Consider the following 22,230-nt stretch of genomic DNA (forward strand, 5'->3'; position numbering starts at 1 on the left):
TGCGCGCCGGGGCTTTTGCATTGATGGCACATCAAATCAAGGTACTGCCGCATGGCACGCCTGAAATCAGCCAAAATCAACTGACAGAGAAACTACTTCATGACCTGGCAAGCCCACGTTACCGTCGCAACCATCGTCGAAGATCAAGGCCGCTTTCTTTTCGTCGAGGAAATCAAAGGTGGACGCGCGGTACTCAACCAACCTGCCGGGCACCTCGATCCGAACGAAAGCCTTCAACGCGCGGCAATACGTGAAACCCTTGAGGAAACAGGCTGGGACGTCGAATTGAGCAGCGTGGTGGGTATCTACCTTTACACCGCGCCGAGCAATGGCGTGACCTACCAGCGCATCTGCTTCGCCGCCAGGGCCTTGCGACACAATCCCGAATATCAACTGGACGAGGGCATCGTTGGCGCGGTCTGGCTGACTCGCGACGAGCTGCTGGCCCAACAGGAGCGCTGGCGCAGCGAACTGGTGCTGCGCTGCCTGGACGATTACCTCAATGCCGAACATTTCAGTCTCGACCTGCTGCGCGACAAGGCGTGAGACTCGACGCCCTCAGCCTGATAGAATCGCGTCCTTTTACAGGTCAGCCGTTGAATCCCCATGCGTGATCCAGCCCCCTCGAACTCAGAAATGAAGCGCGTCATAGTCGGCATGTCCGGCGGCGTGGACTCTTCCGTTTCCGCCGTACTGCTCATGGAGCAGGGTTATCAGGTGGAAGGCTTGTTCATGAAGAACTGGGAAGAAGACGACGGAACGGAATATTGCACCGCCCGCGAGGACCTGGCCGATGCCCAGGCCGTTTGCGACAAGATCGGCATCAAGCTGCACACAGCCAACTTCGCTGCCGAGTACTGGGACAATGTCTTCGAGCATTTCCTGGAAGAGTACAAGGCCGGACGAACGCCCAACCCGGACATCCTCTGCAACCGTGAAATCAAGTTCAAGGCATTTCTTGACTATGCATTGATGCTGGGTGCCGATCTGATCGCCACCGGCCATTATGTGCGCCGCCGCGATATCGATGGCCGCACGGAACTGCTCAAGGGCCTGGACCCGAACAAGGACCAGAGTTACTTCCTGCACGCTGTCGGCGGCGAACAGATTGCCAGGACGCTGTTCCCGGTTGGCGAGCTGGAAAAACCGGAAGTACGTGCCATTGCTGAAAAACACGGCCTGGCTACTGCCAAAAAGAAGGATTCCACCGGGATCTGCTTCATTGGCGAGCGCCGTTTCACCGATTTCCTGCGCCAGTACCTACCCGCCCAGCCCGGCGAAATCAAGACCACAGAAGGCGAAGTCATCGGCCGTCACAGCGGCCTGATGTATCACACCATCGGTCAGCGTCAGGGCCTGGGTATTGGCGGCCTCAAAGATGCCGGCGACGACCCGTGGTACGTACTGGTCAAGGACCTGGAAAACAATGAATTGGTCGTTGGCCAGGGCAACGACCACCCGTGGCTGTTTTCCCGCGCACTGGTTTCTTCGGAGATCTACTGGGTCAACCCGGTTGATCTGAGCAGCCCGCGCAGGCTCACGGCAAAAGTCCGCTATCGTCAGGGCGACCAGCCATGCACGCTGGAAAAGACTGCTGACGGCTACCGAGCCACGTTCGATGACCCGCAACGCGCTGTAACACCCGGCCAGTCAGTGGTGTTCTACGATGGCGAAATCTGTCTGGGCGGCGGCGTGATCGAAATTGCCGAGCCCTGGACCAGCAAGGACAAGCGTTGATGACCCCGATTCAGGAACAATTGATCGCGCTGGGCGGCGTATTCCAGGCCGCTGTGCTGGTCGACCGGATCGCCAAGACCGGTCAGGTCAGCGAAGCGGCGCTGAGCTGCATGCTCGGCAGCCTGTTGGTGGTTGACCCGAAAGATACGCTGGATGTCTATGGCGGCGATGACCTTAACCTGCACGAAGGCTATCGAGCGATGGCCAGCGCCCTCGAACGCGACCCGGCCACGCTGCAGCGTGAACCGTTGCGTTACGCCCTGTCGATGCTTGGGCTCGAACGCCAATTGGCCAAGCGCGATGACCTGCTCGAAGTGATCGGCAAACGCATCCCGGTCATTCAGTCCCAGGTCGAGCATTTCGGCGTGGCACACGAGAACGTGATTGCCGCGACGGGCGCGCTGTATCAGGACACCTTGAGCACATTACGCCAGCGCATCCAGGTCCAGGGTGACATGCGCAATCTTCAGCAACCGAACAACGCTTCGAAGATTCGCGCCATCCTTCTGGCAGGTATTCGCTCCGCTCGCCTGTGGCGACAAGTTGGCGGTCATCGCTGGCAATTGGTGTTCAGCCGTCGCAAGCTGTTGAAAGAACTCTATCCATTGCTTCACGGCTGAACCGCCGCGTACCAATGACCTTCACCACCTCAGGCACGACGCCGTCTACGCTGGTCAGCGGGCTCCGGTCCGACTGACTTTTCATGTATGATATGCGCCCTTTTCGTTGCCCGACTGTCCGAGAGCATCCCATGCAGCTTTCTTCGCTCACTGCGGTTTCCCCTGTTGATGGCCGCTACGCCGGCAAAACCCAGGCCTTGCGCCCTATTTTCAGCGAATACGGCCTGATCCGTTTTCGCGTGATGGTTGAGGTTCGCTGGCTCCAGCGTCTGGCGGCCCACCCGCAGATTACCGAGGTCCCGGCCTTCTCCGCACAAGCCAACGCCATCCTCGACACCCTGGCTGAAGACTTCTCTGTGGAGCACGCCGAGCGCGTCAAAGAGATCGAGCGCACCACCAACCACGACGTCAAAGCCGTGGAGTATCTGCTCAAGGAGCAGGCTGCCAAGTTGCCCGAGCTGGAAAAGGTCAGTGAGTTCATCCACTTCGCCTGCACCAGCGAAGATATCAATAACCTGTCCCATGCGTTGATGCTGCGCGAGGGCCGCGACACGGTAGTACTGCCGTTGATGCGCCAGATTGCCGATGCCATCCGCGAGCTGGCGATCCGCTTCGCCGACGTTCCGATGCTCTCGCGCACCCATGGCCAGCCAGCCTCCCCGACCACGCTGGGCAAGGAACTGGCCAACGTTGTATACCGCCTGGAGCGTCAGATCGGCCAGATCGCCGCCGTTCCCCTGCTGGGCAAGATCAATGGCGCAGTCGGCAACTACAACGCGCACCTTTCCGCTTATGCGGACATCGACTGGGAAGCCAACGCGCGTGCGTTCATCGAAGACGAACTAGGTCTGGGCTTCAACCCCTACACCACGCAGATCGAGCCGCACGACTACATCGCCGAGCTGTTTGATGCCATTGCACGCTTCAACACAATCCTGATCGATTTCGATCGCGATATCTGGGGCTATATCTCGCTGGGTTACTTCAAGCAGCGCACAATTGCCGGCGAAATCGGCTCTTCGACCATGCCACACAAGGTCAATCCGATCGACTTCGAAAACTCGGAAGGCAATCTGGGCATCGCCAATGCACTGTTCCAGCATCTGGCGAGCAAACTGCCTGTCTCTCGCTGGCAGCGTGACCTCACCGACTCCACCGTGCTGCGCAACCTGGGTGTCGGTTTTGCCCACAGCGTGATTGCTTACGAAGCCAGCCTCAAGGGCATCAGCAAGCTGGAACTGAACGAACAACGCATTGCTGCCGACCTGGACGCGTGCTGGGAAGTTCTGGCAGAGCCGATTCAGACCGTGATGCGTCGTTACAACATCGAAAACCCGTATGAAAAACTGAAAGAGCTGACCCGCGGCAAGGGCATCAGCCCTGAAGCGTTGCAGACTTTCATCGACGGTCTGGCCATGCCTGCCGAAGCCAAGGCAGAGCTGAAGAAGCTCACGCCAGCCAATTACATCGGTAACGCAGCGGCTCAGGCCAAGCGCATCTGACACGCAAAAAATTGCACACGCCCGGCTGTGCCGGGCGTTTTTATTTCAAGGGCTTACACATGAATCCTGATATTCCTCTGCAACTTCTGGGCGGCATCAGCGCACGCGTTTTTCTGCGTGACTACTGGCAGAAAAAACCGCTGCTGATCCGCCAGGCTCTGCCGGACTTTCAAAGCCCGATCGATGCGGACGAGCTTGCCGGCCTCGCTCTGGAAGAGGAAGTCGAATCACGCCTGGTTCTCGAAAACGGTGAACGTCCCTGGGAGCTGCGCCGAGGCCCTTTCGCCGAGGATGAATTCAGCAAACTGCCCGAGCGCGACTGGACCCTTCTGGTTCAGGCTGTGGATCAGTTCGTTCCGGAAGTCAGTGAACTGCTGGAAAACTTTCGCTTTCTGCCAAGCTGGCGCATTGACGATGTGATGATCAGCTACGCCGCGCCTGGCGGCAGCGTAGGCCCGCATTTCGACAACTATGACGTCTTCCTGCTTCAAGGGCATGGCAAGCGTCACTGGCAGATCGGCCAGATGTGCGATGCAGAAAGCCCGCTGCTCCAGCATGCCGACCTGCGCATCCTTGCCGAATTCGAAAAAACCGAAGAGTGGACACTGGAACCGGGCGACATGCTTTACCTGCCTCCCCGACTGGCTCACTGCGGCGTTGCCGTCGACGACTGCCTGACCTACTCGGTCGGTTTCCGCGCGCCAAGCGCTGCCGAGGTCCTGACTCATTTCACCGATTTTCTCAGCCAGTTCATCCCGGATGAGGAGCGTTACACCGACGCTGACGCCCAGCCGGTCAGTGATCCCCATCAGATCCAGCACGACGCGCTCGACCGCCTCAAAGCGCTGCTGACAGAGCATATGAGTGACGAGCGTCTGCTGCTGACCTGGTTTGGCCAGTTCATGACCGAACCGCGCTACCCAGAGCTGGTCACCGGACCGGAACTGGAAGAAGACGACCTCCTCGAAAGTCTCGAACAGGGTGCAGTGCTGATTCGTAACCCGAGCGCAAGGCTTGCCTGGTCTGAAGTTGATGACGATCTGCTACTGTTTGCCAGTGGCCAGAGTCGCCTGCTACCGGGCAGCCTGCGCGAACTGCTCAAACTCATCTGTGCCGCCGACGCCCTGCACAGTGAAAACCTCAGCCAATGGTTGGCTGACGACGATGGACGCAGTCTGCTTTGCGAACTCGTAAAACAAGGAAGCCTGGGATTTGCCGATGAATAAAGTCACTGTAGCTGTCGCACAATGGCAGAAGAACAATGCCGACATCCGGCGCATACGCGACTCGGTATTTATCGCCGAGCAATCGGTGCCGCCGGAGCTCGAATGGGATGCCGAAGACGCAGGTGCCGTGCACTTTCTCGCTTATGAAGGGGAGTACGCAGTCGGTACTGCTCGCCTGCTACCGGACGGTGAAATCGGGCGACTGTCAGTCCTCAAGGACTGGCGCGGCCTGAAGGTCGGTGAAGCCCTGCTTCGCGCGGTGATTCACGAGGCCGAACAGCGCGGGCTCAAACCGCTCAAGCTCAGCGCGCAAGTACAGGCGGTAGAGTTTTATCAGCGCTTCGGTTTTTTGGTTATCAGCGACGAATTCCTCGAAGCCGGTCTACCGCATGTCGATATGCTTCGCGAAGCGTGATCGGTGTGTTTGTGTAGGCGCTTATCGAGGCACTACATAATGATCGCCCTGCCCTTTTTCACTCGCCACTACCGAGGTAGGAGCGAAAAACGGCAGGGCATTTTTATGCCTCACCATCCAGCTTGATTGCATGCAGCCGACACAGTGGCAAACTCATGCTTTACGCGCCTACCGCGGAGAATGAACATGTCAGTACGTAACTTGCTCAATGCAGCGCTCACCTCAATGCTGATCGTATTCAGCGCTCATAGCCTCGCGGCGACCGAAGTCGTCCCGCTCAACTACCGCACCAGCGCCGATCTGCTACCGGTCGCCAAATCTTTTCTGGGTACCGAAGGCTCGGTCAGCGCTTATGGCAATCAACTGATCGTCAACGCAGAGTCACGCAAGATCGAAGAGCTCCGCGCCCTAATTTCACAACTCGACATCGCGCCAAAACGCTTGTTGATCAGTGTCGACACCAGCGATAACGCAACGCGCAACGGCGGCGGATCACGCGTCATAGAGTACGGCACGGCCAGCCGTGAAGGCGGTGTGCAACAGGTGCAGACGAGTGAAGGCACGCCTGCGCTTATCCAGATCGGCCAAAGCGTTCCGCTGACGTCTTCGTCCACAGACTCCTACGGCTACTCGCAGAACAACACTGAATATCGCAATGTGACCCAGGGGTTTTATGTAACCGCCAGTGTGACCGGCGATACCGTCCACCTGAGTATCAGCACCAATCATGACCGTATGAGCCAGGAACGGCCTGACGCTATCAAGGTGCAAAGTACCGACAGCCAGGTCAGCGGACGACTCGGAGAATGGATCACACTTGCGAGCAACAGCGATCAATCCGTTGCCGATCAGAGAGGGCTGGCGCAACGCTATTCCACACAGGGCAGGGACGACATGATTTTACGTGTGAAGGTCGAAACCCTTGATTAGCCTGCGCTGACCTGAAACCCAGCACCTGCGGGCCTTTTGGTGACTGACCAGTCGGCTTTAAGCGAATATGTAGTGACTTTAAATATTCACTACAAAACATTTGACGGCCCTCAATGTGCGAGGCATGATTGCCTCGCTCCCGCTAATCAGAGGCTTTGCAAAGAGCCTTCGAATCGCCGCTCTCACCCACCCACCAGAGCCGGTTCGTGTCCGTACCGCCCACAAGGCAGTTTGACGAGGTTGCGACTGGAACGAAGTTGTCCCGAGGGACGGAAGCGTAAACGGTAACCTGGCAAGGCTGACGGTGGTGAACAACGCTACTGCAGGCCCGACTGTCCACCTGACAGCATCGTGTCCGGACACCCGCTCCCCCCTTGAGCAAATCGTTCATCCGTCGCGACCCACATCAAGTGCGGCCTCACGCAAGACCTCGAAACAGCGAGCAGCCATCTACAGTGCCTTCGATAAACAAGGCGTATTGGCGGAGCAGGACTTTCCAACAAGACCTACTTCTAGAGGTTTATCACCATGGCACTGACACGCGAACAACAAATAGCGGCTCTCGAGAAAGACTGGGCTGAAAATCCGCGCTGGAAAAACGTGACCCGTACTTATTCCGCAGCAGATGTGGTCCGCCTGCGCGGCTCGGTCCAACCCGAACATACCTTCGCGAGACTGGGTGCAGACAAACTCTGGAATCTGGTGACCCAGGGTGCGAAGCCATCCTTCCGACCGGACAAGGATTTCGTCAATTGCATGGGCGCTCTTACAGGGGGTCAGGCCGTTCAGCAGGTCAAGGCCGGCATTCAGGCCATCTACCTGTCTGGCTGGCAGGTCGCTGCCGACAACAACTCTGCCGAATCAATGTACCCGGATCAGTCGCTGTACCCGGTCGACTCAGTGCCAACCGTGGTCAAGCGCATCAACAACTCGTTCCGCCGTGCCGACCAGATCCAGTGGAAAGCCGGCAAAGCCCCGGGTGACGAAGGCTATATCGACTATTTTGCACCGATCGTGGCAGACGCCGAGGCCGGATTCGGCGGTGTGCTCAATGCTTACGAACTGATGAAGAGCATGATCGAAGCGGGTGCTGCCGGGGTGCATTTCGAAGATCAGTTGGCATCAGTGAAGAAATGCGGGCACATGGGCGGCAAAGTTCTGGTTCCGACTCAGGAAGCGGTACAGAAGCTGGTCGCTGCCCGGCTTGCCGCTGACGTCGCCGGTGTGCCGACGATTATTCTGGCAAGAACAGACGCCAACGCTGCAGATCTGCTGACCTCCGATTGCGACCCGCACGATAAGCCATTCGTGACAGGCGAGCGGACTCATGAAGGGTTCTACAAGGTCCGTGCAGGTCTTGATCAGGCCATCTCACGCGGCCTGGCTTACGCGCCCTATGCGGATCTGATCTGGTGTGAAACCGCCAAACCGGACCTGGATGAAGCACGGCGCTTTGCCGAGGCCATCAAGAAGGAATACCCGGACCAGCTGCTTTCCTACAACTGCTCGCCTTCCTTCAACTGGAAGAAAAACCTCGACGACGCGACCATCGCCAGGTTTCAGCGCGAGCTTTCGGCCATGGGCTACAAGCATCAGTTCATCACCCTAGCAGGCATCCATAACATGTGGCACAGCATGTTCAATCTGGCCCACGACTATGCCCGCAATGACATGACTGCCTACGTGAAACTGCAGGAACAGGAGTTCGCCGACGCTGCCAAGGGCTATACCTTTGTCGCTCACCAGCAGGAAGTGGGCACCGGCTATTTCGATGACATGACCACGGTGATCCAGGGCGGCGTGTCCTCGGTAACCGCGCTGACTGGCTCGACCGAAGAGGAGCAATTCCACTGACGCACCGCGCAAGGCGTTGAAAAAACAGACCGTCCGTAAGGGCGGTCTGTTTTTTGTGTCAGATATCGCCGGTATTGATTTCGGACAATGCGCAGTTCCATACCGGATGCTACAAAAAGACGCAGTTTATAAGCTGCCTTCTTCACAACTAGGGTCTGAGGATCCGGCAATGAACTACCCGAACCCTTTTAAATGATATCAATTATCATTCAAATTGCCTTTTATTCCTTTTTGTCACCAGGAAACATAATTAGCGAAAAGCCTGCTGACGCCCGCCTGGCAGGCCTCGCAGCCTTCCCCAAGGGCACAACGCGATTAATTCCGTAAATAAATTTGATGTAGAAAATTTACTTGCCAACTGTTTGCACATAAAATCAATCCGTTGACCGCACTGCGACATTTCGTCACTGCCTCGACTCTTTATCAAGCACAGAGACCTTTGCTCTCTAACAAGGACTGCCAGCATGCCCGAATCGACAGGTCTGATTGCCCACAACTGGGGCTTCGCCATTTTCCTTTTGGGTGTTGTCGGCCTTTGCGCCTTCATGCTCGGTCTGTCCAGCCTGCTCGGAAGCAAGGCATGGGGCCGCAGCAAGAACGAACCTTTCGAATCCGGCATGCTGCCCACCGGTAGCGCGCGTCTGCGTCTCTCCGCAAAATTCTATCTGGTCGCGATGCTCTTCGTGATCTTTGACATTGAAGCCCTTTTTCTCTTTGCCTGGTCTGTGTCCGTCCGCGAAAGCGGCTGGACCGGATTCGTCGAAGCTCTCGTTTTCATAGCAATTCTGTTGGCAGGTCTTGTCTACCTATGGCGGGTTGGAGCACTTGACTGGGCTCCTGAAGGTCGCCGTAATCGGCAAGCGAAGCTGAAACAATGAGGCTTTGGCGATGCAATATAATCTCACCAGGATCGACCCGGACGCTCCTAACGAGCAGTACCCCATCGGCAAACGGGAAACCGTTTCCGATCCGTTAGAAGATCAAGTCCACAAAAACATCTACATGGGCAAGCTGGAAGACGTGCTGAACGGTGCGGTCAACTGGGGGCGTAAAAACTCCCTATGGCCCTACAATTTCGGCTTGTCGTGCTGCTATGTGGAAATGACCACCGCCTTCACGGCTCCCCACGACATTGCGCGCTTTGGCGCGGAAGTCATTCGGGCATCGCCACGGCAGGCGGACTTCATGGTTATTGCCGGTACTTGTTTCATCAAGATGGCGCCGATCATCCAGCGTCTCTACGAGCAAATGCTCGAACCCAAATGGGTCATTTCCATGGGTTCATGTGCCAACTCCGGTGGCATGTACGACATCTACTCAGTGGTCCAGGGGGTGGACAAATTCCTTCCCGTGGATGTCTACGTGCCCGGCTGCCCGCCCCGCCCCGAAGCGTTTTTGCAAGGCTTGATGCTGCTGCAGGAATCCATCGGCAAGGAGCGTCGCCCTCTTTCCTGGGTCGTTGGCGATCAAGGCGTCTATCGCGCCGAGATGCCTTCGCAAAAGGAACAGCGCCGCGAACAGCGTATTCAGGTAACCAACCTGCGCAGCCCCGACGAAGTCTGATCCAGCCCGTTCTTCTTATAAAAAAGACAAGAACCGGGGTTGATTCTGTACGTTGACCGAAGTGATTGAGACCTATGACTGCAGACAACGCTCTGTACATCCCGCCTTACAAGGCTGACGACCAAGATGTCGTCGTTGAACTGAACAACCGTTTTGGTGCCGAGGCCTTCACCGCCCAGCCGACCCGCACCGGCATGCCTGTGCTGTGGGTCGAGCGCGCCCGACTGTTTGAAATTCTGACGTTCCTGCGCAATTTGCCCAAACCCTACTCCATGCTTTATGACCTGCATGGTGTGGACGAGCGCCTGCGCACCCACCGCCTCGGCCTGCCAGGTGCGGACTTCACCGTTTTCTATCACCTGCTCTCGATCGAGCGAAACAGCGACGTGATGATCAAGGTAGCGCTGTCCGAAAGCGACCTTAGCGTGCCGACGATCACCAGTATCTGGCCGAACGCCAACTGGTACGAGCGCGAAGTGTGGGACATGTTCGGAATCGACTTTCCGGGCCACCCGCACCTGAGCCGCATCATGATGCCGCCGACCTGGGAAGGTCACCCCCTGCGCAAGGACTTCCCTGCCCGAGCCACGGAGTTTGACCCTTACAGCCTGACCCTCGCCAAACAGCAATTGGAAGAGGAAGCCGCACGCTTCCGTCCGGAAGACTGGGGCATGAAACGCTCAGGCGCGAATGAGGACTACATGTTCCTCAACCTGGGACCGAACCACCCGTCTGCTCACGGTGCGTTTCGTATCATTCTGCAGCTCGATGGCGAAGAGATAGTCGACTGCGTCCCGGACATTGGCTACCACCACCGTGGTGCCGAAAAGATGGCTGAGCGCCAGTCGTGGCATAGCTTCATTCCCTACACCGATCGTATCGATTACCTCGGCGGGGTCATGAACAACCTGCCCTACGTCCTCTCGGTCGAGAAGCTGGCAGGCATCAAGGTGCCTGAAAAAGTCGATGTCATCCGTATCATGATGGCCGAGTTCTTCCGCATCACCAGCCACCTGCTGTTTCTGGGTACCTATATCCAGGACGTGGGCGCCATGACACCGGTATTCTTCACGTTCACCGATCGGCAGAAAGCCTATACCGTGATCGAAGCCATTACCGGCTTCCGTCTGCACCCTGCCTGGTACCGCATCGGTGGGGTCGCTCACGACCTGCCGCGTGGCTGGGAAAAACTGGTCAAGGACTTCGTCGACTGGCTGCCCAAGCGCTTCGACGAATACACCAAGGCGGCCCTGCAGAACAGCATCCTCAAGGGCCGTACCGTCGGCGTTGCCGCCTACAACACCAAGGAGGCCCTTGAATGGGGCGTCACGGGTGCAGGCCTGCGCTCCACCGGTTGCGATTTCGACCTGCGCAAGGCCCGCCCTTACTCGGGTTACGAGAACTTCGAATTCGAAGTGCCGCTGGCCGCCAACGGCGATGCCTATGACCGCTGCATGGTCCGCGTCGAAGAGATGCGCCAGAGCATCAAAATCATCGACCAGTGCATGCGCAACATGCCGGAAGGCCCGTACAAGGCGGATCACCCGCTGACTACGCCACCACCGAAAGAGCGCACCCTGCAGCACATCGAGACCCTGATCACGCACTTCCTGCAGGTTTCGTGGGGTCCGGTGATGCCGGCCAACGAATCCTTCCAGATGATCGAAGCGACCAAGGGAATCAACAGCTACTACCTGACGAGCGACGGCGGCACCATGAGCTACCGTACCCGGATCCGCACCCCGAGTTATCCGCACCTGCAACAGATCCCCTCGGTGATCAAAGGCAGCATGGTCGCGGACTTGATTGCGTACCTGGGTAGTATCGACTTCGTTATGGCCGACGTGGACCGCTAAGCATGAATAGCCCGCTAATCCAGACTGACCGTTTCGCACTGAGCGAAACCGAGCGCTCGGCCATCGAGCACGAAATGCATCACTACGAGGACCCGCGCGCGGCGTCCATCGAAGCCCTGAAGATTGTTCAAAAGGAACGTGGCTGGGTGCCCGACGGTGCCATCTACGCGATCGGCGACTTGCTGGGCATCCCCGCCAGCGACGTCGAGGGTGTTGCCACCTTTTACAGTCAAATCTTCCGCCAGCCTGTCGGACGTCACATCATTCGTGTCTGCAGCAGTATGGTGTGCTTCATCGGCGGCCACGAAAACGTGGTGGACGAGATCAGGAGTTCACTGGGCATCGGCCTGGGTCAGACCACCGCTGACGGACGCTTCACCTTGCTGCCGGTCTGCTGCCTCGGCAACTGTGACAAGGCGCCGGCCGTGATGGTCGACGATGACACTTTCGGCGATGTACAGCCTGCTGGCGTTGCCAAGATGCTGGAGGGTTACCTATGACCATCACTTCCTTCGGCCCTGCAAACCGCATCACGCGCACGGCAGAAACCCATCCGCTGACCTGGCGTCTGCGTGACGACGGCGAGCCGGTCTGGCTTGAAGAGTACCAGGCAAAGGACGGCTACGCTGCAGCGCGCAAGGCGCTGACGCAGCAGTCGCCCGACGACATCGTCCAGTCGGTCAAGGATTCAGGTCTCAAGGGCCGCGGTGGTGCGGGCTTTCCCACCGGTGTGAAGTGGGGCCTGATGCCCAAAGACGAATCCATGGACATCCGCTACCTGCTATGCAATGCGGACGAGATGGAGCCCAACACCTGGAAAGACCGGATGCTGATGGAGCAACTGCCCCATCTGCTCGTCGAGGGCATGCTGATCAGTGCGCGTGCGCTGAAAGCCTACCGCGGTTATATCTTCCTGCGTGGCGAATATGTGACCGCCGCCAAACACCTCAATCGTGCAGTGGCAGAAGCCAAGGCAGCCGGTCTGCTGGGCAAGAATATTCTTGGCACCGGCTTCGACTTCGAACTGTTCGTCCACACGGGTGCCGGGCGCTACATCTGCGGCGAAGAGACTGCGCTGATCAATTCGCTTGAAGGACGCCGTGCCAACCCGCGCTCCAAGCCGCCCTTCCCCGCTGCGGTAGGGGTATGGGGCAAACCGACCTGTGTAAACAACGTCGAAACGCTGTGCAACGTGCCCGCTATCGTCAACAACGGCAACGACTGGTACAAATCGCTGGCCCGCGAAGGCAGTGAAGACCACGGCACCAAACTGATGGGCTTCTCCGGCAAGGTAAAAAACCCTGGCTTGTGGGAGCTGCCATTCGGCGTGCAGGCTCGCGAACTGTTCGAAGATTACGCCGGTGGCATGCGCGACGGCTTCAAGCTCAAGTGCTGGCAGCCCGGTGGTGCCGGTACAGGTTTTCTGCTGCCCGAGCATCTGGACGCACAAATGTACGCAGGCGGTATCGCTAAGGTCGGCACCCGTATGGGTACAGGTCTGGCCATGGCTGTCGACGATTCGGTCAACATGGTTTCGTTGCTGCGCAACATGGAAGAGTTTTTCGCTCAGGAATCCTGCGGCTTCTGTACCCCATGTCGTGACGGTCTGCCGTGGAGCGTGAAAATGCTTCGCGCCATTGAGAAAGGTCAAGGTCAGCCGGGGGATATCGAAACCCTGCTGGGTCTGGTCAATTTCCTCGGCCCTGGCAAGACCTTCTGCGCCCATGCACCGGGTGCCGTTGAACCATTGGGCAGTGCGATCAAGTATTTCCGCTCGGAGTTCGAAGCCGGTATAGCGCCAGCCAGCGCAGCCACACTCGTTCCGGGCAAAAGTCCGACCGTGGTCGGCGCATAACAAGACACAACGGTCGGTGGCTGTTCGGGCTGCCGTCCTCGTACCTGCTGACGCCCTCCGGGCTGAACGATACGGGTACTACCGAGATTCCATTAGCCACGCCCGCTGACAACGGGCCAACGAAGACCTTTGAACCATGGCTACTATTCACGTAGACGGCAAAGCGCTCGAAGTCGATGGCGCAGACAACCTGTTACAGGCATGTCTGTCGCTGGGCCTCGACATCCCTTATTTCTGCTGGCACCCCGCCCTTGGCAGCGTTGGTGCCTGTCGCCAGTGTGCGGTCAAGCAGTACACCGACGAAAACGACACACGCGGTCGTATCGTCATGTCCTGCATGACGCCAGCCACCGACAACACCTGGATCTCCATCGAAGATGAAGAATCCAAAGCCTTCCGGGCCAGTGTCGTCGAATGGCTGATGACCAACCACCCGCACGACTGCCCGGTCTGCGAGGAAGGTGGCCACTGCCACCTGCAGGACATGACGGTCATGACCGGCCACAACGAGCGCCGCTATCGCTTCACCAAGCGCACCCATCAGAATCAGGAGCTGGGGCCGTTCATCGCGCACGAGATGAACCGCTGCATCGCCTGTTATCGCTGCGTACGCTTCTATAAAGACTACGCAGGCGGTACAGATCTGGGCGTTTACGGCGCTCACGACAACGTCTACTTCGGTCGCGTAGAAGACGGCACGCTGGAAAGCGAATTCTCCGGCAACCTCACCGAGGTCTGCCCGACTGGCGTGTTCACCGACAAGACCCACTCCGAGCGCTATAACCGCAAGTGGGACATGCAGTTCTCGCCAAGTATCTGTCACGGCTGCTCCAGCGGCTGCAACATCAGTCCGGGCGAGCGTTACGGCGAACTGCGCCGGATCGAAAACCGCTACAACGGCTCGGTCAACCAGTATTTTCTCTGTGACCGTGGACGTTTTGGCTATGGCTACGTCAACCGTACAGATCGTCCGCGTCAGCCATTGCTGACTGACGGTCAGGTCAAACTGAGCCTGGACGAGGCGCTGGACAAGGCAGCCGACTTGCTGCGCGGTCGTAACATCGTGGGCATCGGCTCACCTCGGGCCAGCCTTGAAAGCAACTACGCACTGCGCGAACTGGTCGGAGCCGAGCATTTCTACAGCGGCATGGAAGCCGGCGAACTCGATCGAGTACGACTGATCCTTAAGGTGCTGAACGACAGCCCTCTGCCGATTCCGACCCTGCGCGACATCGAAGATCACGATGCCATTTTCGTCCTCGGCGAAGACCTGACCCAGACCGCTGCCCGTATGGCCCTCGGCCTGCGTCAGGCGGTCAAAGGCAAGGCTGAAGACATGGCTGCAGCGATGAAAGTCCAGCCGTGGCTGGACGCCGCCGTGAAGAACATCGGCCAGCACGAGTTGAACCCGCTGTTCATCGCCAGCCTTGCCGAAACGCGCCTCGACGACATCGCAGAAGAATGCGTACATGCTGCACCTGACGACCTTGCTCGTATCGGATTTGCAGTGGCTCATGCTCTGGACGCCAGTGCTCCGCCCGTCGACGGTCTGGACAGCGAAGCGCTGGAACTGGCGCAACGTATTGCCGACGCACTTCTGGCTGCCAAACGGCCGTTGATCATTTCCGGTAGCTCGCTGGGTTCGACAGCCTTGATCGAGGCTGCTGCAAACATTGCCAAGGCACTGAAGCTGCGCGACAAGCAGGGCTCCATCAGCCTGATCGTTCCGGAAGCCAACAGCATGGGTCTGGCGATGTTCGGCGGCGATTCTGTGGATGCCGCCCTGCAGGCAGTCATTTCCGGGCAGGCAGACGCCATTGTGGTGCTGGAAAACGACTTGTATCGTCGCGTTGACGCTAAAATCGTCGACGCTGCACTGAGCGCTGCAAAAGTGGTGATCGTCGCCGACCATCAGAAAACGCCGACCAGTGATCGTGCACATCTGGTCCTGCCCGCTGCCAGCTTCGCTGAAGGCGACGGTACGCTGGTCAGCCAGGAAGGTCGCGCCCAGCGCTTCTTCCAAGTGTTCGATCCGACCTATCTGGATGCCAGCATTCTGGTTCATGAAGGCTGGCGCTGGCTGCATGCCCTGCGTGCCACCCTGCTGAACAAGCCGGTAGACTGGACGCAACTCGATCACGTTACAGAAGCCTGTGCCGGTAGCACGGCTCAACTGGCTGGCATCGTCAACGCGGCTCCGTCTGCTTCGTTCCGCATCAAAGGCCTGAAACTGGCTCGTGAACCGTTGCGTTACAGCGGTCGCACAGCGATGCGTGCCAACATCAGCGTGCATGAGCCTCGCACCTCGCAAGACATCGATACCGCTTTTTCCTTCTCCATGGAAGGGTATTCGGGTTCCGCCGAACCTCGTCAGCAAGTACCTTTCGCTTGGTCTCCGGGCTGGAATTCGCCGCAGGCCTGGAACAAGTTCCAGGACGAAGTCGGTGGCCACTTGCGGGCGGGCGATCCGGGTGCTCGTCTGATCGAAAGCCAGGGCGATGGTCTGTCATGGTTCTCCGACGTACCACGCGCGTTCTCTCCGGAGCGCGGCACCTGGCAGGTCGTGCCGTTCTTCCACCTGTTCGGCAGCGACGAGACCTCTTCTCTGGCCGCTCCGGTTCAGGAACGCATTCCGCAGCCTTATGTAGCGCTGGCAAAATCCGAAGCCGATCGTCTCGGCGTCAACGACGGTGCCCTGCTCTCCCTGAGCGTTGACGGTGAATCGCTGACCTTGCCGCTGCGCATCAATGAGGAACTCGGCGCAGGTCTTGTGGCATTGCCAGCCGGGCTGCCGGGCATTCCGCCGGCAATCTTCGGCAAATCCATCAACGGTCTGCAGGAGGCAGCGCAATGACCTGGTTCACTCCTGATGTGATCGACGCAATCATTGCGGTGGTCAAGGCCATTGTCGTGCTGCTGGCTGTCGTTGTCTGCGGTGCACTGCTGAGTTTCATCGAACGTCGTCTGCTGGGCTGGTGGCAGGATCGTTACGGTCCGAACCGTGTCGGTCCGTTCGGCATGTTCCAGATCGCAGCAGACATGTTGAAAATGTTTTTCAAGGAGGACTGGACACCACCGTTCGCCGACAAGGTGATTTTCACCCTGGCTCCGGTCGTTGCCATGAGCGCCTTGTTGATCGCCTTTGCAGTCATCCCGATTACCCCGACCTGGGGCGTGGCGGACTTGAATATCGGTCTGCTGTTCTTCTTCGCCATGGCCGGTCTGTCAGTGTATGCAGTGCTGTTCGCCGGCTGGTCGAGCAACAACAAGTTCGCTTTGCTCGGCAGCCTGCGTGCCTCGGCGCAAACCGTGTCCTACGAGGTATTCATGGGCCTGGCGCTGATGGGTATCGTGGTTCAGGTTGGCTCGTTCAACATGCGCGACATCGTTGAATATCAGGCTCAGAACCTGTGGTTCATCATTCCGCAGTTCTTCGGCTTCTGTACGTTCTTCATCGCGGGCGTTGCGGTGACTCACCGTCACCCTTTCGACCAACCCGAAGCCGAGCAGGAACTGGCTGACGGCTATCACATAGAATATGCCGGCATGAAATGGGGCATGTTTTTCGTGGGTGAGTACATTGGGATCATTTTGATCTCCGCGCTGCTGGTGACGCTGTTCTTCGGTGGCTGGCATGGCCCGTTCGACATTCTGCCATCGCTGGCATTTTTCTGGTTCGCCTTGAAAACCGCGTTCTTCATCATGCTGTTCATTCTGCTGCGCGCTTCCATTCCGCGCCCGCGTTATGACCAGGTCATGGATTTCAGCTGGAAGTTCTGTCTGCCGCTGACCTTGATCAATTTGCTGGTGACTGCTGCGATTGTGTTGTTGAACACGCCGGCAGGCTCGGTTCAGTGAGGATTTGACCCATGTTCAAATATATTGGTGACATCGTTAAGGGTACAGGTACCCAGTTGCGCAGCCTGGTCATGGTCTTCGGCCACGGCTTCCGCAAACGCGACACCCTGCAATATCCCGAAGAGCAGGTTTATCTGCCGCCCCGCTACCGTGGCCGTATCGTTCTGACCCGTGACCCCGATGGCGAAGAGCGCTGTGTGGCGTGCAATCTGTGTGCAGTGGCCTGCCCTGTCGGCTGCATTTCGCTGCAGAAGGCCGAAACAGAAGATGGACGCTGGTACCCGGACTTTTTCCGCATTAACTTTTCGCGCTGCATTTTCTGCGGACTGTGCGAAGAGGCCTGTCCGACGACTGCAATCCAGCTGACACCGGACTTCGAGATGGCCGACTTCAAGCGTCAGGATCTGGTGTACGAGAAGGAAGATCTGCTGATCTCCGGTCCCGGCAAGAACCCTGACTACAACTTCTATCGCGTTGCCGGTATGGCCATCGGCGGCAAGCCCAAGGGCTCCGCACAGAACGAAGCCGAGCCGATCAACGTCAAGAGCTTGCTGCCTTAAGGAAGTAAAGATGGAATTCGCTTTCTACTTCGCATCCGGTATCGCTGTTGTGTCCACCCTACGGGTGATCACCAACACGAATCCGGTGCATGCCCTGCTCTACCTGATCATTTCGTTGATCGCCGTTGCCATGACCTTCTTCAGCCTCGGTGCGCCATTTGCCGGTGTTCTGGAAGTGATCGCCTACGCTGGCGCGATCATGGTTCTGTTCGTGTTTGTGGTGATGATGCTGAACCTCGGTCCGGCCTCGGTTCAACAGGAGCGTGCCTGGCTCAAGCCCGGCATCTGGATCGGCCCGGTCATTCTCGGCGTATTGCTGCTGGCTGAATTGCTGTATGTGCTGTTCGCCAACCCTACCGGCGCTGGCGTCGGTCACACCACAGTCGACGCCAAGGCGGTCGGCATCAGCCTGTTCGGGCCTTATCTGCTGGTGGTGGAACTCGCCTCGATGCTGCTGCTTGCCGCAGCCATCACGGCGTTCCATCTGGGCCGCAACGAGGCCAAGGAGCCAAGCCAATGAATGCTATCCCTCTTGAACACGGTCTGGCAGTCGCCGGGGTGCTGTTCTGCCTGGGTCTGGTCGGCCTGATGGTGCGCCGCAACATTCTCTTCGTGTTGATGAGCCTGGAAATCATGATGAATGCTGCTGCATTGGCGTTCGTCGTTGCCGGCAGTCGCTGGGCGCAACCGGATGGGCAGGTCATGTTCATTCTGGTGATCAGCCTTGCGGCGGCCGAGGCCAGTATTGGCCTGGCGATCCTGATGCAACTGTATCGCCGCTTCCACACTCTCGATATCGATGCTGCCAGCGAGATGCGCGGATGAATCTTCTCTTTCTGACTTTCGTATTCCCCCTCATCGGTTTTCTGCTGCTGTCGTTCTCGCGTGGACGTATCTCGGAAAACCTCGCCGCGCTGATTGGCGTCGGTTCCATCGGTCTGTCAGCCATCGTCACGGCCTGGGTCATCTGGCAGTTCAACGTCGCACCGCCTGAAGGGGGCCACTACACTCAGGTGCTGTGGCGCTGGATGGACGTCGACGGTTTCCAGCCCAACTTCGCGCTTTATCTGGACGGGCTGTCCGTCACGATGCTGGGCGTAGTGGTTGGCGTCGGTTTCCTGATCCACCTCTTCGCGTCCTGGTACATGCGTGGTGAAGCGGGCTACTCGCGCTTTTTCTCCTATACCAACCTGTTCATTGCCAGCATGCTGTTCCTGATCCTGGGTGACAATTTGCTGTTCCTCTACTTTGGTTGGGAAGGCGTGGGCCTGTGCAGCTACCTGTTGATCGGTTTCTATTACAGCAACCGCAACAACGGCAATGCAGCGCTGAAAGCGTTTATCGTTACGCGTATCGGCGATGTGTTCATGGCCATCGGTTTGTTCATCCTGTTCCAGCAATTGGGCACGCTCAATGTTCAGGAGCTGCTGGTCAAGGCACCGGAGCACTTCAAGGTTGGCGATTTCTGGATCGTGCTGGCGACATTGATGCTGCTGGGCGGTGCTGTGGGTAAATCCGCACAGTTGCCGCTGCAAACCTGGCTGGCAGATGCGATGGCCGGTCCTACCCCGGTTTCGGCTCTGATCCACGCAGCGACCATGGTAACGGCCGGCGTTTACCTGATCGCGCGTACTCATGGCCTGTTCGCACTGGCACCTGACATTCTGCACCTGGTGGGCATTGTCGGCGGCGTGACACTGGTTCTGGCGGGCTTTGCAGCGCTGGTACAAACCGACATCAAGCGTATCCTCGCCTACTCGACCATGAGCCAGATCGGCTACATGTTCCTGGCGTTGGGTGTCGGGGCCTGGGAAGGCGCGATCTTCCACCTGATGACGCACGCATTCTTCAAGGCGCTGCTGTTCCTTGCTTCAGGTGCGGTGATCGTTGCCTGCCACCATGAGCAGAACATCTTCAAGATGGGCGGCCTGTGGAAGAAACTGCCATTGGCCTATGCCAGCTTCATCGTCGGCGGTGCAGCCCTGGCCGCACTGCCGCTGCTGACAGCAGGCTTCTACTCCAAGGACGAAATTCTCTGGGAAGCATTTGCCAGCGGTAACAACGGCTTGCTATATGCTGGTCTGGTGGGCGCGTTCATGACGTCGCTGTACACCTTCCGCCTGATCTTCATCGCGTTCCACGGTGAAGCCAAGACCGAAGCACACGCAGGTCATGGCATTGCTCACTGGTTGCCGCTGTCGGTGCTGATCGTGCTGTCGACGTTCATCGGCGCGCTGATCACCCCGCCACTGGCCGGCGTCCTGCCGCAGAGCGTGGGCCACGCCGGTGGAGAAGCCAAGCACAGTCTGGAGATCGCTTCCGGCGCCATCGCGCTGGCCGGTATCCTGCTGGCAGCGCTGCTGTTTCTTGGCAAGCGCCGTCTGGCGACGGCGATCGCCAACAGTGGCCCGGGCCGTTTCCTCTCAGCCTGGTGGTTTGCCGCCTGGGGCTTCGACTGGATCTACGACAAGCTGTTCGTCAAACCTTACCTGGCGATAAGCCATGTGCTGCGTAGTGATCCGTTCGACCGCACCATCGGCTTGATCCCACGTCTGGTCAAAGGCGGTCATGACACCATGAGTCGCACCGAGACCGGCCAGCTGCGTTGGTATGCTGCCTCGATCGCCGTAGGTGCCGTTCTGGTACTCGGTGCCGTCGTTCTGGTTGCGATCTGATATGAACCTTGCGAATTTGCGAAAGGAATTGAGCCCGTCATGATTCTGCCCTGGCTAATCCTGATCCCCTTTATCGGCGGCCTGTTGTGCTGGCTGGGTGAGCGCTTCGGCTCTACCCTGCCGCGCTGGATCGCGCTGCTGACAATGACCCTGGAACTGGTTCTCGGCCTTTGGCTGTGGGCTACCGGCAACTTCGGCTACGCGCCGGTTCCCGGTGCCGATCCATCCTGGACCCTGGAATTCCACCACCCGTGGATCACCCGCTTCGGCATCGACGTGCACCTGGCACTCGATGGCCTTTCTCTACTCATGATCCTGCTGACCGGCCTGCTTGGCGTGCTGTCGGTGTTGTGTTCGTGGAAGGAAATCCAGCGCAAGGTCGGTTTCTTCCATCTGAACCTGATGTGGATCCTGGGCGGTGTCGTCGGCGTATTCCTGGCCATCGACCTGTTCATGTTCTTCTTCTTCTGGGAAATGATGCTGGTGCCGATGTACTTCCTCATCGCGCTCTGGGGTCATAGCTCTTCGGACGGCAAGAAGACCCGTATCTACGCGGCAACCAAGTTCTTCATCTTCACTCAGGCCAGCGGCCTGATCATGCTGGTGGCGATCCTCGGTCTGGTATTGGTGCACTTCAATCAGACAGGCGTGATCACCTTTGCCTACGCTGACCTGCTGAAGACCAAGCTGGCACCGGGTACCGAATACATCCTGATGCTGGGCTTCTTCATTGCCTTCGCCGTCAAGCTCCCGGTGGTGCCTCTGCATTCCTGGCTACCGGATGCGCATGCCCAGGCACCAACGGCCGGTTCGGTCGACCTGGCAGGTATCCTGCTCAAAACAGCTGCCTACGGTCTGTTGCGCTTCGCCCTGCCGCTGTTCCCCAACGCATCGGCCGAGTTTGCACCGATCGCAATGACGCTGGGCTTGGTCGGTATCTTCTACGGCGCGTTCCTGGCATTTGCCCAGACCGATATCAAACGCCTGATCGCGTTCTCCAGCGTCTCGCACATGGGCTTCGTACTGATCGGTATCTATTCCGGCAGCCAGCAAGCGTTGCAAGGGGTACTGATTCAGATGATTGCCCACGGCCTGTCGGCTGCGGCGCTGTTCATTCTAAGTGGCCAGTTGTACGAGCGTTTGCACACCCGCGACATGCGTGAAATGGGCGGTCTGTGGTCGCGCATCGCTTACATCCCGGCCATCAGCCTGTTCTTTGCCGCCGCTTCTCTGGGGCTGCCGGGCACCGGCAACTTTGTGGGCGAGTTCCTGATTCTGCTGGGCAGCTTCGCCAGCTCGCCATGGATCACGGCAATTGCCACGTCCGGCCTGGTGTTCGGTTCTGTCTACTCGTTGATCATGATCCATCGCGCCTACTTCGGCCCGTCGAAGTCCGAGGAGGTTCTGAAGGGTATGGACGCACGGGAAATGATCATGGTGCTGGGCCTCGCCGTGTTGCTGGTTGTGCTCGGGGTTTTCCCGCAGCCGTTCCTCGACACATCGGCAGCGACCATGCACGGCGTGCAGCAATGGCTAGGCACTGCCTTCACTCAACTCGCTTCGGCCCGGTAAGAGCGCT

General features: G+C 58.3%; 20 protein-coding genes. All 20 read left to right on the forward strand.

Annotated elements, in window-relative coordinates; translation table 11 throughout:
- Window positions 1-99 precede the first annotated feature (99 nt).
- Entirely contained in the window at window positions 100-546 is a 447-nt protein-coding gene (locus MME58_RS16325) for an NUDIX hydrolase (RefSeq protein WP_054986951.1), read from the forward strand.
- A gap of 60 nt (window positions 547-606) precedes the next feature.
- A complete protein-coding gene (mnmA, locus tag MME58_RS16330) occupies window positions 607-1,737 on the forward strand; it encodes a tRNA 2-thiouridine(34) synthase MnmA (protein WP_054986950.1) in 1,131 nt (376 codons plus the stop codon).
- On the forward strand, window positions 1,737-2,357 hold the full coding sequence (hflD, locus tag MME58_RS16335; protein ID WP_054986949.1) for a high frequency lysogenization protein HflD: 621 nt from the start codon (window positions 1,737-1,739) through the stop codon (window positions 2,355-2,357). Before mnmA ends, hflD begins: the two co-directional genes overlap by 1 nt.
- A gap of 131 nt (window positions 2,358-2,488) precedes the next feature.
- On the forward strand, window positions 2,489-3,859 hold the full coding sequence (gene purB / locus MME58_RS16340; RefSeq protein ID WP_054986948.1) for an adenylosuccinate lyase: 1,371 nt from the start codon (window positions 2,489-2,491) through the stop codon (window positions 3,857-3,859).
- A 59-nt stretch (window positions 3,860-3,918) separates the two neighbouring features.
- Window positions 3,919-5,085: a ribosomal protein uL16 3-hydroxylase gene (locus tag MME58_RS16345; protein WP_055005194.1), complete on the forward strand. Its 1,167-nt coding sequence runs from the start codon at window positions 3,919-3,921 to the stop codon at window positions 5,083-5,085.
- Entirely contained in the window at window positions 5,078-5,500 is a 423-nt protein-coding gene (locus tag MME58_RS16350) for a GNAT family N-acetyltransferase (RefSeq protein ID WP_054985127.1), read from the forward strand. The genes MME58_RS16345 and MME58_RS16350 overlap by 8 nt, the downstream gene beginning before the upstream one ends.
- 186 nt (window positions 5,501-5,686) lie before the next feature.
- A complete protein-coding gene (locus MME58_RS16355) occupies window positions 5,687-6,430 on the forward strand; it encodes a secretin N-terminal domain-containing protein (RefSeq protein ID WP_055005195.1) in 744 nt (247 codons plus the stop codon).
- A 528-nt stretch (window positions 6,431-6,958) separates the two neighbouring features.
- Window positions 6,959-8,284, forward strand: coding sequence for an isocitrate lyase (gene aceA / locus MME58_RS16360; protein ID WP_054985125.1), 1,326 nt, complete (start codon window positions 6,959-6,961; stop codon window positions 8,282-8,284).
- Window positions 8,285-8,748: 464 nt separating this feature from the next.
- Window positions 8,749-9,162, forward strand: a complete 414-nt coding sequence (locus tag MME58_RS16365; protein ID WP_002554011.1) for an NADH-quinone oxidoreductase subunit A — start codon at window positions 8,749-8,751, stop codon at window positions 9,160-9,162.
- Between the two features lie 10 nt (window positions 9,163-9,172).
- Window positions 9,173-9,847 carry a NuoB/complex I 20 kDa subunit family protein gene (locus MME58_RS16370; RefSeq protein WP_002554012.1) on the forward strand — a complete coding sequence of 225 codons (675 nt, stop codon included), beginning with the start codon at window positions 9,173-9,175 and terminating at the stop codon, window positions 9,845-9,847.
- 74 nt (window positions 9,848-9,921) lie between these two features.
- The gene (gene nuoC / locus MME58_RS16375) at window positions 9,922-11,703 is read left to right on the forward strand and encodes an NADH-quinone oxidoreductase subunit C/D (RefSeq protein WP_055005196.1); all 1,782 of its coding nucleotides are present in this window, start codon (window positions 9,922-9,924) and stop codon (window positions 11,701-11,703) included.
- A gap of 2 nt (window positions 11,704-11,705) precedes the next feature.
- Window positions 11,706-12,203: an NADH-quinone oxidoreductase subunit NuoE gene (gene nuoE, locus MME58_RS16380; RefSeq protein WP_055005197.1), complete on the forward strand. Its 498-nt coding sequence runs from the start codon at window positions 11,706-11,708 to the stop codon at window positions 12,201-12,203.
- Window positions 12,200-13,558: an NADH-quinone oxidoreductase subunit NuoF gene (gene nuoF, locus MME58_RS16385; protein WP_054988065.1), complete on the forward strand. Its 1,359-nt coding sequence runs from the start codon at window positions 12,200-12,202 to the stop codon at window positions 13,556-13,558. Before nuoE ends, nuoF begins: the two co-directional genes overlap by 4 nt.
- Before the next feature lie 136 nt (window positions 13,559-13,694).
- Window positions 13,695-16,412 carry an NADH-quinone oxidoreductase subunit NuoG gene (gene nuoG / locus MME58_RS16390; protein ID WP_054988066.1) on the forward strand — a complete coding sequence of 906 codons (2,718 nt, stop codon included), beginning with the start codon at window positions 13,695-13,697 and terminating at the stop codon, window positions 16,410-16,412.
- Window positions 16,409-17,416: an NADH-quinone oxidoreductase subunit NuoH gene (gene nuoH / locus MME58_RS16395; RefSeq protein WP_003371726.1), complete on the forward strand. Its 1,008-nt coding sequence runs from the start codon at window positions 16,409-16,411 to the stop codon at window positions 17,414-17,416. The genes nuoG and nuoH overlap by 4 nt, the downstream gene beginning before the upstream one ends.
- Window positions 17,417-17,427: 11 nt before the next feature.
- Window positions 17,428-17,976: an NADH-quinone oxidoreductase subunit NuoI gene (gene nuoI, locus MME58_RS16400; RefSeq protein WP_002554018.1), complete on the forward strand. Its 549-nt coding sequence runs from the start codon at window positions 17,428-17,430 to the stop codon at window positions 17,974-17,976.
- Between the two features lie 10 nt (window positions 17,977-17,986).
- On the forward strand, window positions 17,987-18,496 hold the full coding sequence (gene nuoJ, locus MME58_RS16405) for an NADH-quinone oxidoreductase subunit J (protein WP_054988067.1): 510 nt from the start codon (window positions 17,987-17,989) through the stop codon (window positions 18,494-18,496).
- Window positions 18,493-18,801 (forward strand): NADH-quinone oxidoreductase subunit NuoK, encoded by a 309-nt coding sequence (gene nuoK / locus MME58_RS16410; protein WP_003380111.1) that lies wholly within the window; start codon window positions 18,493-18,495, stop codon window positions 18,799-18,801. The genes nuoJ and nuoK overlap by 4 nt, the downstream gene beginning before the upstream one ends.
- Window positions 18,798-20,651 (forward strand): NADH-quinone oxidoreductase subunit L, encoded by a 1,854-nt coding sequence (gene nuoL, locus MME58_RS16415; RefSeq protein ID WP_054988068.1) that lies wholly within the window; start codon window positions 18,798-18,800, stop codon window positions 20,649-20,651. Before nuoK ends, nuoL begins: the two co-directional genes overlap by 4 nt.
- Before the next feature lie 39 nt (window positions 20,652-20,690).
- Window positions 20,691-22,223, forward strand: coding sequence for an NADH-quinone oxidoreductase subunit M (nuoM, locus tag MME58_RS16420; protein WP_055005198.1), 1,533 nt, complete (start codon window positions 20,691-20,693; stop codon window positions 22,221-22,223).
- Window positions 22,224-22,230: the final 7 nt, after the last annotated feature.

Source organism: Pseudomonas syringae pv. tagetis (assembly GCF_022557255.1).
Lineage (GTDB): Bacteria > Pseudomonadota > Gammaproteobacteria > Pseudomonadales > Pseudomonadaceae > Aquipseudomonas > Aquipseudomonas caricapapayae.